The organism is Paraburkholderia sp. RL18-085-BIA-A (assembly GCF_046027075.1).
GTDB lineage: Bacteria > Pseudomonadota > Gammaproteobacteria > Burkholderiales > Burkholderiaceae > Paraburkholderia.
On the sequence record NZ_JARESU010000179.1, the window covers coordinates 1 to 13,955 of the forward strand.

Consider the following 13,955-nt stretch of genomic DNA (forward strand, 5'->3'; position numbering starts at 1 on the left):
GCTACGTCCGCGATTGCAGGACCCATGCTTTTCTCCGTGACGGGTGAATGAACTCAGCTCGATGCAACGCAGGCGGGCGCGTCGCACCCACACTCATCGCGCGCGATCAGGCAACGCCGGTACATCGGTATGTGTGGTGCTGAACGTTTTGCTTCCTTCAATACCTAAAAAACGCCTTGACGGTACAAAGAGCCATAACTTCTCAGTGAACGACGACATCGCCGGCACATTCACGTCAAGCGCGTTGCCCGACGCACTCGCGATATCACGCGGAGGGGCCGTGCGCGGCACACTGGTGGTGATGCTGCGGCTCGCCACCTAGCCGGTCGCCGGTGCTCATGAGCGCAGGCTCGATGGGCGCCGACAGCGCCTCCTCGTCGATCTGCGCCTGCAGCAGCGTGAAGGTCACCGCGAGTATCATCGGCCCGATGAACAGTCCGACGATCCCGAACGCGATCACCCCGCCGAGCACCCCCGTCAGGATCAGCAGCAGCGACAGGTCCACCCCTCGCTTGATCAGCAGCGGCCGTAGCACCTTGTCGAGCATCATGATGAGCAGCGTCCAGACCGCCAGTACGATCGTCGCGATGTGCTCGTCGTGATAGAACAGCCAGACCACCGCGCCGATCAGCGGAAGCGCCGGACCGATCTGTGCAAGACAGAGGATCAGGATCAGCGCGGTCAGCACGCCCGCGCCCGGGACGCCGGCGACATACAGGCCGAGCCCGCCGAGCGCCGCCTGCACTGCCGCGGTCACGACGATCCCGAGTGCGACCGCACGGATCGACAGTGCACTGAGGCGCACTGCCGCCGCGCCGCGTTCAGCAGCAATGCGCGTCGCGAAGCGCACCATGCGGTTGGCTACCGCCTCGCCCTGTGTATAGAGAATGCCGGCAATGACCACGGTCAGCACCAGGTGAATCGCCAGCATGCCGACCGCGCCCGCTGGCGAGAACAGCCATTTCGTGGCGACGATTGCATAAGGCTGCACTTGCGCAAGAATGTCGCCGCGACCTGCGTCGGACAAGCGCTGCCACTCGCGTGCGGAGCGTTCGCCGGCAAGCGGCACTTCATGCAGCCAGCGGGGCGGGCGAGGCAGTGTGTAGTTCTGCAGTGCCTCGGCCTGGTCGGTAATGTCGCCGCCGTGCTCGGCAATCGTCGGCACCGCGCCGTACAGCGGCAGCACGATCACGACTAGCAGCCCGACCAGCATCACGGTGACGGCGATCCAGCGGCGGCCACCGACGCGCTTTTCGATACCGATCATCACGGGCCAGGTGGCGACGACGATCATCGTCGCCCAGATCAGCGCCGGCAGAAACGGACGAACGATATAAAGACTGCCGAACATCAGCAGCGACAGAATCACGATGATCAGCAGGATGCGAGCAATATCCGCCTGCGGTCGCGAATTCACGCCATTCTCCCGATACGTGACCCAGCCGCAGCCGCGCGGGGGCGTGCGGTCCGGTCGTACACGCCGCCGACAAGTCTGATGAATGGGCAGCGGCCACGCTTGCGTTGGGCTGGTGCGCAGACAGCAGACCCGACGACTCGCCTACTCAGGCTACAACCTTCGAAGCACCGCCGCCATTGGACCTTAGTCCCATGGACTCCGCGGAAATCGACGGTAAGCTACCTTGGGAATGACTATTGAAAAAGCATTGAGCCCGCTGCACGTGGAACTGGTCTAGGTGCTCGCGCGTAGGCGCAGCTGCGAAGCCCGCATGACACCGTGCCTGCTCGGCGACTGAACGGAGGAACACACGATGCAGAGTTACTACGCCAACAGGAACCTACCGGAGCCTGTGATCCCGGTCATGAGATCGCTGGACTTGCTCAAGGGCCAGACCGCGCTGGTTACCGGTGCCAATTCCGGCATCGGCCGCGCCATCGCTGTGGCGCTCGGCACGGCTGGCGCCAACGTGATAGTCAATTACGTGGCGAACCCGGCGGACGCCGAAGCGGTGGCCGAGGAGATTCGCAGCGGTGGGCAGCGCGCTATCACCGCACTGGCCGACGTAGCCGACGAGGCGCAAGTGCAAGCCATGTTCGCCGCGGCGGTGCTCGAGTTTGGCACCATCGATATCCTTGTCAGCAACGCTGGCATGGAGCGCAACGCGCCGTTCCACGAGATGAGTGTCGGGCAATGGGACGCCGTGATTAATGTCAATCTGCGCGGCGCCTTTCTTTGCGCACGCGAGGCAGTGCGCGAGTTCCTTCGCCGCGGTATGCGGCCGGGAATCTCGGTGGCGGCGGGCAAGATCATCTTCACCAGTTCGGTCCACGAGGTGATTCCGTGGGCCGGCCACGTGAACTACGCGGCCTCCAAAGGCGGGCTGATGCTGCTGATGAAGAGCCTGGCGCAGGAGGTCGCCGAGAAGCGCATCCGCGTCAATTCCATAGCGCCGGGCGCGATCCGAACGCCGATCAACCACGCGGCATGGTCCACCCCCGAGGCCTATGCCGAACTGATGAAGCTCGTGCCCTACAAGCGCATCGGCGAGATCGAGGAGATCGGCCGAGCCGCGGTCTGGCTGGCGTCGGACTTCACGGACTACATCGTCGGCACGACGCTCTTCATCGACGGAGGGATGACGCTGTACCCCGGGTTCGAAACAGGAGGTTGATCGTTGCGGCAACCCCTTAAACGGTCGAGTTCGCGCATGTTCAGTGTCACCAGTTCAGCTGCACACATGGCGGGCTCCCGCAATCAGACCGGAAACGCCGAGCATGGCATCAGCTGCAAAACACAGCATCTGTATCTTGCTGAAACACGACATTCTCATATTGCTCTTACAAATTTTTGGGTGGTAACTAATGGAATGGTCCCTCCCGCCCGCGAGTATGCTAGGCCCGCGGTGCTAATTCTGGATTGGAGACCATCATGGATGACGTGACGCTCGTTGGAGTCGATTTGGGAAAGCATGCCTTTCACCTGCATGGGACAGGATAAGAGGGGAAACCCCCTGCTACGCAAGAAGCTCAACCGCAAACAACTGATTGATTTCTTCGCCACGTTGCACACCTGCACCGTACTGATAGAAGCTTGTGCTGGAGCCCATCATATGGCGCGCAAGCTGGTTAGCCTTGGACATCAGGTAAAACTCATCTCGCCGCAATTCGTCCGGCCGTTTGTAAAATCAAACAAGAATGACTTTGTCGACGCCGCAGCCATCTGCGAGGCGGCGTCGCGGCCGGCCATGCGGTTTGTGACACCAAAGACAGAGTCACAGCCGGTCCTTTCTGCGCTTCATCGCGTGCGCGAATCCCGGATGCGTGATCGAACCAAGACTGTCAACCAGATTCACGCGTTTCTCCTCGAGTTCGGCCACAGCCTGCCTGTGGGCAAATCCGCCATCACACGTCTACCGGCCATTCTCGCCGAGCACTCTTTTCCACCGAACCTGATTGCAATCATGAACGATCGCACGCTCACTTTAGATACCTAAGTGAGTAGATCGGGGAAACGGACCGGGAAATTGCGCACCAGCTCGCAGCTAACGATCTTGGTCAGCGTCTGCTGGCCATTCCGGGCGTTGGCCCGATCACGGCAAGCGTGCTAGCGACCGAAATGGCGATGGCAAGCAGTACCGAAGCAGTCGAGACTTCGCCGCATCGGTCGGACTGGTTCCGCGACAATGCAGTACCGGGGGCGAACCAACCTTCTCGGCATAGCAGGCGCGGCGATAAAAGCATCAGGCGGCTGCTCGTGATATTCGCCCGTGCTTACATGATGCGGCTCGACAAGCGTACCGGTCGACTGGCTGACTGGGTTCGCTCCATGCTGACCCGACGGCACTCAAATGTCGTTGCCTGCGCTCTGGCAAACTGGCTCGTATGGCGTGGGCAATCGCCACACGCCACACCGTCTTTCAGGACGGATTGCACCCTTCACATTAACTGATCAGCTAGTCACGGACATATCACCCAACTGGTTTTGCGACGACTGCAATTTGATGACGTAAACGGCATATCGGCCTGACGGACAACCTGAATAATTAATTGGCTTCTGAAGCCGGCCAACTTTTTCGGACCGTCAGGCGCGAATCTCATCGTGGCGCGAGGAGTGATCCTTTAAGACGACACCGAATAGATTTACGCAAGCCAACAACGACATCGAAAATCAGGGTTGCAAAAATGGGAGGGACCATAGATTAATTATGTCAAGTTATGCGGATCGTGTTCATGATGCACGAAGGTCCTGATGACCGATGCCGGGGGTCATGTGCGGGCGAACTGATCCAGATCGACAAGCGTGCCGCCCACCGCCCGCCTGCGCTTGTTCGTTGTACCAATGAAGAAATCGCTCTGCGATCAAGCGCTTTGCGTCCTTGACCAGGACCTTGCCACAAGGATATGAACATTTTCTGCGGATAAGCCGCGCGATCCGATTCGCGCCTTTGCCCAGCTCTACCTACGCGAGTCCATGGGCCTAAAGTCCAATACCGCGAGTTTCCGACATGAAATACGCTCAGTCGGAGATTGGCAAATCTCGACACAACGGCAGCCGCGTCCCACCCCTTCGCCATCGCCGAAGCGCGGGTCAGCCGACATCCAAAGGCAGGACCGACAGGGAGATACGCATGCTTCGCCCCTCCGAATTCCTGATGCGATCAGGCCGCCATGCCTGTCCAGACCCACAGGCCGGGACGGCCGTGATTGTGATCACCGGCGCGTCTTCGGGCATCGGACGCAGCACGGCCAACCTGTTTGCCCAGCATGGCTGGCGGGTCGGCCTGATTGCTCGCGGGCGGCCCGGCCTGCAGGCCACATTCGACGATGTCAGCCGCCACGGCGCGATGGCCGCCATGGAACAGGCCGATGTGGCCGATCTCGGCGCACTGGAAGCGGCAGCCGCGCGCATCGAGCGGACGCTCGGCCCCATCGACGCGTGGATCAACTGCGCCGGCAACGGCACCTATGGGCGCTTCCTGGATACCCCGGCCGAGGAGTTCCAGCGCGTCACCGAGGTCACCTACATGGGCACGGTCAACGGCACCCGTGTCGCGCTGCGGCGATTCCTGCCGCGCGATCGAGGCTCGATCGTCAACGTCTGCTCCGCGGTCGCGTTTCACGGCATGCCGTTGCTGTCCGCTTACAGCGGCGCGAAGCATGCGGTCCGCGGCTTCGGCCAGTCGGTTCGCGCGGAACTAGCCCAGGACCGCAGCCATGTGCGCCTGACCAGCGTGTTCCCGCCCGCGGTGAACACGCCGTTCTTCGATCACGCGATCTCTCACATGGGGCAACTGGGGCGGCCGATGTCGCCGGTGTACCAGCCGGAAGTCGTCGCCGAGGCAATCCGCCTTGCGCTGATCAGCGGGCGCGCGGAAATGCCGGTGACCTCCACGGCCATCCTGTTTTCAATCAGTGCTCGATTCATGCCGGGCCTTGTCGCGCGAGCTATACGCAAGCTCGGTTATGGCGGGCAACTGACCGACCAGGCGACGCTGCAGGAGCGGCACGCACCCACCTTGTTCGCCGCCTCCGAAACCGCTTCACCGGCGCGCGGCGCCTTCGACGCCCTGGCGCGTACCGGCAGCATGCACATTCGTATCCTTGGTGTGCTCGCACGCTGGCGGGCGCCAGGCCGCCTGACGCCGCAGCCGGGAAAGCAGCCGCCGCCCGGACTTCCGGCGGATGAGACACCGGTCCAGGAGCATGCGCTGGATTGAGCGGCGCGCGTCTTCTGCCCAGCCGTTAAGGCAGCGCGTCCACGACGGTGCTGCGTGCCGCCAATGCCCTCGATGCGGCTTCAACCTGATCCAGCAGCACGGGGTCCAGGGCTCGCCGGTTCGGACGAACCGACGCACGGTCTTTCACATAGGCGCCGCTGACCGCTTCCCAATCCGCCGCCAGGGCAACCTGTAGCGGCGTGTCGGCGCCCTGTTGCCCGCTCCGCAGGAACGGACCCATGAGCCGCCACGCGAACCCGATTGCGCCGCGTTCGCGGACCAGACCGGTCGCCACCATCCCCGGATGAACGACGTTCGCCACTACGCCGCTGCCGCGCAGTCGTTGCGCCCGCACGAAAGTCGACATCATCATCGCCAGTTTGGAACGGCCATAGGCGCGCACCATACCCCAATGCCGCACGAGTTCGAGATTGTCGGGATCGATGCGCGCGCGGTCCGAGGTCGACGAACCCACGTTCACGATTCGCGAACGACGTCCCGCCCGCAGCGCGCCTTCGAGCGCATCAGTTAGAACGAGCGGTGCGAGATGGTTGACCGCGATCACGATGTCGTGGCCTTCCACGGTTGTCGTGCGCCGCGCCGTGAACATCCCGGCGTTATTGACGAGCACGGCTAGTCTTGGGTGGGCGGCGGCGATCTCCTCGCCGAGATGTCGTGCTGCGCGCAGCGAACTCAGATCGGCGAGCCTCAGTTCCGTACTCGCAGCGGGCGCGTGCTCCCTGATCCAGGCGGAAAGCATGTGCCCTTTCTCAGCGTCCCGGCACACCAGCACCACATGATGATCGGCCTGCGCGAGGCCGAGCGCGATCCAGCGGCCGATCCCGCCGGTCGCGCCCGTCACAACCGATACCCGCTGCTCAGGTCGAATCATGGAATGCCCCCTGCTGATTGTGTCCGCAAAAGAGCGGCTTGCACCTTCGACATCATAGGAGTTCGATTGCCCAAAAGCAGCCTCAGGGGCCTGGCGGCAGCCGACAGAGCCGCTTTCTGATGCCGAACATCGCCGCCCTCGTATTGGTGCCCGGTGCGCCAGGCTGCCCATACTCGATCCACTGATTCATCTTGCGCGGTTGTCGACATAGCCCACTTGCGCAGACAACGACATAGCCCTGGATAGACGATAGTTCGCCCCGACCACATGTTTGATCGATTTGTTGCCGATTTATTTTCGTCCTTGATGTAATAAACATCGCTAGTCACTTCCAAATCGAGTACATGCGCGAGCATCCCATTGCGGCGCATTGGGGTCGTGCCGATCTCGCCTCTTCTGACATGATGTCGCTCGAAACGTCGCGCACGGTCGGGCAAGCGCGAGCCGATCCACGGCGGCGTACGGCATCGATAGGGATGTACACGCACGTGCTTGATCGTTGGGGAATCTTCTATGACCAGCCAATCGTGTTGAATGAGCGGCAGGCCGGTGCTGCGATCGAAGGCGTCGTCCGTCAGAATACGACGAAAGACATTGCGCAGATCGCCATGAACACGCACGGCTACACCGACTTCGCAATGGGCCTGGCCCGGGTATTGGGCTTGGATCTTTGCCCGCGTCTGGCCCATCTCCGCGACAGGCGCCTTCACGTCCCCCGAAGCTATGAAGTGCCGCCACAGTTTGCGGCGATCACTGACTGCGATGTGAAGCTCCAGTCGATCGCCGACGTCTGGGATGAGTTCGTAAGAATCGCCGCCTCCATACGTTCAGGAAAATGCACGGCTGTCGACGCCCTCACCCGCTTCGGCTCATCGGCCAGAAGTCAGGCTGTGTATGAAAGGGGTGTTCACATCGGCCGTCTTTTCAGAACCATTTTTCTGATCGACTACTTCACCAACGTCGCGTTCCGATCGGAGATACAACACGTGTTGAATCGCGGAGAAGCCGTTCACAACGCTGGATTATTGACTTTCCTCGTGAACAATCGCAGCGATCTTATCGACTATCAACAGGCACGTATGACCGGTCGTCGCGTATCGTCGGCGTCGGCTGAATCGGTCATGAATCACTTGATAAATCGACGGCTCACGAAACGTCAACAGATGCGCTGGTCGATGAAAGGCGCTCACTACCTTTTGCAAACGCGAGTAGAACTACTCGACGGGCGGCTGGAGACGTATTTTGCCAAGCGGTTCCCTCACTTTAGATCTCCAGAGGTCGCACGACAATGAGCGCCCCTCCCCCATTTTTCATCCGACGAGGTCGAAGGGCCGCCCATGTACAACCTGCGTCTGCCCGAACCGGTGCGCGAGCCGTTCGAGTCCGGGAGCGCGCCGGTCGCGGCGTTCTTTCACGCTACCTCCAAAGACGACAAGAAGTGGCCGTTGAATCATTGGGTGGCGGTCGGCCGCGAATTGGCCGGGCGCGGCTTTCGCGTGGCGTCGCCGCGGGGTTCGGCCGGCGAACGCGCCGAAGCGGAGCAGATCGCCGCGCAGGTGCCCGGCTCGAGCGTGCTGCCGAAGATGAGCGTGACCGAAATCGCGCGGATGATCGACGCATGCGCGCTGGTAGTCGGCACCGATACCGGCTTCGTCCATCTTGCACACGCGTTGCAGAAGCGCACTGTGATGATCTTCGTGGCGACGTCGCCGTCGCATTGCGGCATTGAATCGCCCTACCGTTCGATCTCGATCGGTGACGGCCGTTCGGCGCCGCCGGTCCGCGCCGCACTCGACGCGATCGACTACGTGCATACGATTCTGTAAGTGCGAACAGGCATAAACGGAGACGTGTCTAATGGTCCTAATTGCGGCTCCGGTGGGGGCAACAATGATTACGTCCGGCCGTGTAGACAGCGTCAAGCAGCCCGTGTTGAACTGTTGAGCCGAAGAGCCAAGGCACGGTTAGATAGATGATCGTGTTTGCGTTGGTGATGTGCATGCGCGTGCTGCTGAGCTGGCGGCGTTCCTTGCGCAATGTGTGGCCTACCGAACCCCGACGCCCACGTGGCGCCTCTATCGGCTGATGTCGACGATCTGGATCGGTGTCGGTGTCGGCGCCGGGATACCAAGCAGTTGTGCGGCAACGGCAATTACGCGGCTTGCGTGCAGTCCGGTCAGGCAATCGCTAGTGCTTTCCTTATGCCGGCCGCACCCTTCCTGACGGCACGGAACGCAGTCGCTCTCCCCCTGCAACAGGTACACGTTGCCGCGCAGGCGTGAGCCGCGTCGAGCCCATGGTTCCTCACCCACCTGCCAGTTGCATGGCCACGGCCCCCACCGAACTGGGTCCGCCGGGCCGAACAGCGCGATCGTCGACGTCCCGCATGCGGCAGCAACATGTGTGGTACTCGTATCGGGACCAATGAAGAGATTCGCACGCCGGATCATTTCCGCCGTTTCGCCGAGCGTCAGCTCACCGACAAGGTTCAGGACCGGCTCGCCAGCCGCCGCGACCACCTGCCCGGCATACTCGCACTCGGTCTGCGCCGGTCCTCCGCTCAGCGCGACGGCAAAGCCCTGCGCGCGCAGCCAGCGGATCGTTGCCGCCCAGCCATCGACGGTCCATCGCTTATAACTGTACATGGGGCACAGGTGCAGCACGACCATTGGCTGCCCCGGCGTCGCGCCGGGCGGCGCATTGAACCGCGCCTCGAACCGGACCCTGCGCTCGGGATCGGGACCGATGCCCGGTGCGACCACCTCCCCGCGCGGCGTCACGCCGACCAGCGGCGCCAGTTCGAGGGTGCTCGACACCACGTGTGCCTGCAGTTGCCGGTCGAGCGCGATACGGTGAAGCATGACGCGGGCGAACCACGTCACGCGATCGGCATTGACGAGCCCGATCCGCTTGCGGCCGGCAAACCACGTATAAAACAGTGCGCGATCGGAGTCGATGGCTGCGCAGGCAAGATCGTAACGCCGCCAGATCCGCGCAGCGTCGGCAATTCGCTCACGCAGCGGGGCGCGCCGGGCGCAAGTAATGACGCGGTGCAGGTCCGGGTTGTGCTCAAGTACCCCCTCTGTGCCTCGAAACACGATCATGTCGATCCTGGCCTCGGGCCATTGCGTCTTCATCGACCGGACAAGCGGCGTCACCAGCAACACATCGCCTATGCGACGCGGGCAGGCCACGAGAATCGTTTGCGGAGGCCGTTCCAGCTTCAGCACACGTGAGTTGTCCGATTCGCCGATTTCGCGCTTTCGCGCCTCGATCCACGCAAGCAGTGTTGCTACATTCAGCGCGAAAAAGGCTGCACTCATCACGAGCGTCAACGCGTCGATCGTCAACCCGAAGATGATCGTACTGCCAACCACGGCGAGTCCCAGATACGATGCGGTAGCGATTTCGCCGTCCGCGCTGAGCCGGTCCCGCCAGAACGGTGTGAAGGTCCCGACGTACAGAAGCAGCAGTGCGGCCACACCGACAGTTCCCATTTGGGAAAGCGTCGAAAAGAACTCGCTATGTGCGCCCGCGTTGACGATCGATCGCGGCGCCTCGGCACGTTGGGCGAGCTCGTTCAGCGCTTCCTCCAGACGGCCACGTCCCACGCCAAACGCCGGATGGCGCGAGTATAGGAGTGCGGACGCGCGCCACAGCTCAAGGCGCAGGCCAACCGAAGTGTCGATGTCGCCTCGCTGTATCGCCTTGACGTCGGACACGATCGCGTCGACCCGCTGACGGACAATGCTGGTGGATGCGAGTGCCACGGAAAACGCCACGATCGCACAGCCCAATGCCATGCGTGCCCGTCTGTCGGCCAGCCAGTGGCGCCCGCCGACGGTGGTCCATACGAGCAGCGGCAGCGCAATCCAGCCTCCGCGCGAGCCCGACAAATACGACGCGTATCCGCCAAGCAGAAACGCCGCGATCTTGATCGCCACCTCAGCTACGTGCACGCGCCTGCCTCGCGTAATCGACACAATCGACAGGGAACCGAGCAGCAATGCCGTGTTGCCGAAAGGGATCGGGTTGGTAAATGAATTGCCGAGGCGATCGGGAAAGACCCAGACGGCCGGATGAAAGTGCGCGTAAATGGCCCACGTGCCGGCGCCCAGCGCGCCCGCCACAAATCCCCATTGCACAAGGCGGAGTTGCCGGGACGCCAGCGACCCCAGATAGAAAAAACTCGGGACGGCGAGAGCCAGCCGCAGGAATGGATCGAACGCTGGGAACGTGCTGCTTCGAAAAACCGCTATCTGGAACAGCACGACGGCCGGCATGCCGATCAGACCCAGGACGAAGAGCCGGTGCTCGCGAAACAGCGCCGCCGCGCGACACCGATGCTCGGCTTCGCCAAGGTAGGCCAGAGCAAGCGCGAAAATAACGAAAAAGCAGTACCCAGTGCCCCCTCTAATCAACAGCATTAGAGCTGGCGACAACGCGACAGCCACGGTGGCGACACCGCCTGATAGTTGGTTGGTACGCATGACGTCGGATCGTAAGTCTAGCGAGAAGCAGCAACCCGGGACAATTGTGCCATGCAAAGTGGCAACGCCCCACATCCGCCAGCAATCACGGCACCGACTAATGTTGAATCTGTGGGCCGCACCCGTGGAAGCAGGCCACTCTCAGGAAAGCCTCGCCGATGAATGACGGCTGTACGCTCAAGCCAGGCGGGAGCGTGGGTGATGAAAGAGTGTTCCGAATCGCGTCGAACTCGGCCGGCGAGGTTGGATCCTGCTTTTGACCTTGCCGCTAATGGTAATTGCGCGCCAATTCGGTGAAATAGGATATGTCGCCCGTATTTACGTGTAGAAGCCAGGCGCGGTAGACGTGTGGCGTGAGGATGCGAAGACGCGGCGCGGTGGATTCCGGTCACTGCGTCCCGCCCGGGACCATTAGCGTCAATATTTTCTCGTAGGGTGTTGAGCGTGACAACTGTTTTGCTTAGGCTGGCTGAGCGGCTCAGACCGGCCGAGGGGGTGTCAAAACTCAGGCTCACGCCTCTCGTTCAAAAAGTCGGCTTTCGAAAAGGGCCTACAACGGCTTGGTGGCGCGTCGGGAAGGGTAAAGTGACCCCTCAAAACCTGCAACTTTTGTGTTTTGACACACCCTCGGCCAAGTGCGGCCGTTCACCCAGGCGGAAACTGAGTCAGCCGAGTGACCGGTCCATTCGCACGAAGAGTCGTCGGATAAAGAACTCTCTGTGTCGATGAGCCGTGTCTTTTCACAACCAAGGTTCCGATGCAATGCCTGCGAAGCGGCCACTGACATCCGTGCAGTCCACGACAGCGCCATTCACAGTCTTGTTCACGCGTAGCAAAAGTACCGTAATCCACAATATTTGCAGATGCCAAATGAATATCGGACAAAATGAAGGCGCATTCAGAATCGGCGTCAGAAGTCAGGTTGAAACTTTTGAGAGGTAAACCATACTTCTTAACGGCACGTCAGGCAGCCAGTCCGTCGTTTAAGGTAACGACAATACGCCGGACCCGAAGACAGCCTGCTCTTTCCTCTCATCGTCAGGGGAATAGTTATGGTTTCCGCTCCATTCACGCGGCGCGCGTTCGTCAAGGGAACCGCGTCGGCAATCGCACTCGCATCACTCCCCAAGCTAAGCATCGGAGCGACGCCCCCTAGCATCAGGCTCGAGTGGCAAACGTTCAAGACGTCGGGAGACTTTATACCGTTTCTGGACGCGGTTCGCTCGATGAAAGGCAACACCAATTCCAGTCAGCCCACTTCCTGGCAGTACTGGGTCAACGTTCACCTCAATCATTGTCCCCACAGTGTCCCGTACTTTTTGACGTGGCACCGCGGCTATATGTATTATTTCGAGCAGCAGTTGAGGATCGTATCCAACCGTCCCGGCCTGGTTCTTCCGTACTGGGACTACTACACGTATCCGGTCATTCCGTCCGATTTTTCGGATGCTGCCACTGGCAATCCGCTCTACGTTTCCCGAGTGAACACAAACGTTTATCAGGCGCTCGATCTGAGTCCATTCGGATCAGGCGTAAACAACTTTCAGCGCGGCCTGAGCAACGCATTCGAACCCATGCTGGAGAACGCGCCGCACAATCCTGTACACGACATACTGGGTGGCTATATGGCCAACATCTCGACGGCCCCCATAGATCCGATTTTCTATTTGCATCACTGCAATATCGACCGCTTGTGGAACGCGTGGTCGCGGCGATCGACGAGCAAGGTACCTGCGTCGGGCAATAGTTACTGGAACGGCAGCTTCACATATGCAAGCGGTCTGACAATGGCGAAGTCGAAAACACGCACAACGACGGGGCTGGCCTATGACTATGCCGACGACACGATGCCGACTAAATTGCCGCAACAGGCGCAGAAAGGGAAGGTGATTCGTGTGCAAGCACAGACCATGCCGATTCAGGCGCGCCCGCCAGTCGCCACATTGGCGACGACCCCACCGCGCAGCGTGTCCTCTATGCGTGAGTCATTGGGCGGCGTCAGGGGCCCGTCGTTGGGGGTTGGCTCCGTGAGCGCGGTCATTCCGCTTCAGGCAGCCAGCGCGACAAGGCTGCAGGATGTGCTCGCGACTTCGCCTGCAGTGGGTCTAAGCGATTCGTCAGCAGCAGCACCGGCGGGTTCACAGGCCGCGGCCCCGGGCGCGCGGTCCTTTCAGTATGTGAAGCTCGTTCTCGATGGCGTGGCACTTGCTCAGGCGGCCAAAGCCGGGGGGTTCTTCTACAATGTGTATCTCAATTTGCCCGCCACCGGCGACGTGGATGCCGTAAAGGGTCAGCACTTCGTCGGCACGCTGGGCGCTTTCCAGATTTCGACCGCCGCACATCACGGCATGAAAATGATTGACTACGACGTGACCGATCTGCTGGCTCAGCAAGGTGCCACCAAACTGCTGCAGATCGTGGTTTCGTTCGTGCGTATCAATGCTCCCGGCTCGCCGAGTGGCGATGCGGTGGCTATCCAGGAGATACGCATCGAGCTAGGCACGGATGCGCCATAGTAGATCGATCTACGCGGCCACGATAGGCAGAGAACAGCGACGCAGGTTAAAAAGTCTCGAAGCGCGGCAAGCACTCGAAGTCTCGCGGCGACTGGCGCGATCGTCAGTTCGCGGTTGGAGAAGCGCTCGTCTTCGGAATCGACATCAGCAGGCGGCATGGGCGGCGGAATGATGTCTTTGGGACGACCCGCAGCGCTCGCGAATTCGCGGCTCAGGACATCGAGCGCATAGTCGATGATAACGATCGGCAGGAGAACAAAGGCGCAATGTACAAAACAGATCGACATTGGACCGGAACCTGCGAAAGCAGACGGTGCCGTGACGACGGCGAGAAGGGCAGTTCAGGGTCCCGCAAGCGAACGCGCGATTTACCGTTACACCG

The 13,955-nt window shown here is 61.1% G+C and carries 6 protein-coding genes and 5 pseudogenes; 7 read left to right on the plus strand and 4 right to left on the minus strand.

Annotation, left to right across the window (positions count from 1 at the left end; translation table 11 throughout):
• Nucleotides 1-265: 265 nt before the first annotated feature.
• Nucleotides 266-1,417: an AI-2E family transporter YdiK gene (ydiK, locus tag P0D89_RS46530; protein WP_408368954.1), complete on the minus strand. Its 1,152-nt coding sequence runs from the start codon at nucleotides 1,415-1,417 to the stop codon at nucleotides 266-268.
• Nucleotides 1,418-1,820: 403 nt separating this feature from the next.
• Here ydiK and P0D89_RS46535 point away from each other — a divergent pair, with 403 nt between their 5' ends.
• From P0D89_RS46535 to P0D89_RS46545, 3 genes and pseudogenes are all read left to right on the plus strand, one after another.
• Complete coding sequence (locus P0D89_RS46535; protein WP_408368962.1) at nucleotides 1,821-2,630, plus strand: glucose 1-dehydrogenase; 810 nt, start codon at nucleotides 1,821-1,823, stop codon at nucleotides 2,628-2,630.
• A gap of 257 nt (nucleotides 2,631-2,887) precedes the next feature.
• Nucleotides 2,888-3,903, plus strand: a pseudogene (locus tag P0D89_RS46540) (IS110 family RNA-guided transposase).
• Nucleotides 3,904-4,586: 683 nt separating this feature from the next.
• Nucleotides 4,587-5,675 (plus strand): SDR family oxidoreductase, encoded by a 1,089-nt coding sequence (locus P0D89_RS46545; protein ID WP_408368956.1) that lies wholly within the window; start codon nucleotides 4,587-4,589, stop codon nucleotides 5,673-5,675.
• Between the two features lie 25 nt (nucleotides 5,676-5,700).
• Here P0D89_RS46545 and P0D89_RS46550 read toward each other — a convergent pair whose 3' ends face one another.
• Complete coding sequence (locus P0D89_RS46550) at nucleotides 5,701-6,567, minus strand: SDR family NAD(P)-dependent oxidoreductase (RefSeq protein WP_408368958.1); 867 nt, start codon at nucleotides 6,565-6,567, stop codon at nucleotides 5,701-5,703.
• Between the two features lie 338 nt (nucleotides 6,568-6,905).
• Here P0D89_RS46550 and P0D89_RS46555 point away from each other — a divergent pair.
• The 3 pseudogenes from P0D89_RS46555 to P0D89_RS46565 form a co-directional block, all read left to right on the plus strand.
• Nucleotides 6,906-7,580 (plus strand): annotated as a pseudogene (locus P0D89_RS46555) (Tn3 family transposase); the annotation flags it as partial.
• 9 nt (nucleotides 7,581-7,589) lie between these two features.
• Nucleotides 7,590-7,859 (plus strand): annotated as a pseudogene (locus P0D89_RS46560) (ISKra4-like element ISBugl3 family transposase); the annotation flags it as partial.
• A gap of 27 nt (nucleotides 7,860-7,886) precedes the next feature.
• A pseudogene (locus P0D89_RS46565) lies at nucleotides 7,887-8,393 on the plus strand (glycosyltransferase family 9 protein); the annotation flags it as partial.
• 249 nt (nucleotides 8,394-8,642) lie between these two features.
• Here the strand turns inward: P0D89_RS46565 and P0D89_RS46570 are convergent.
• Nucleotides 8,643-9,890 carry a glycosyltransferase family 9 protein gene (locus P0D89_RS46570; protein WP_408368964.1) on the minus strand — a complete coding sequence of 416 codons (1,248 nt, stop codon included), beginning with the start codon at nucleotides 9,888-9,890 and terminating at the stop codon, nucleotides 8,643-8,645.
• A gap of 159 nt (nucleotides 9,891-10,049) precedes the next feature.
• Nucleotides 10,050-11,132 (minus strand): annotated as a pseudogene (locus P0D89_RS46575) (O-antigen ligase family protein); the annotation flags it as partial.
• A gap of 1,151 nt (nucleotides 11,133-12,283) precedes the next feature.
• Between P0D89_RS46575 and P0D89_RS46580 the strand changes: the two are divergent.
• Entirely contained in the window at nucleotides 12,284-13,573 is a 1,290-nt protein-coding gene (locus P0D89_RS46580; protein WP_408368960.1) for a tyrosinase family protein, read from the plus strand.
• Nucleotides 13,574-13,955: the final 382 nt, after the last annotated feature.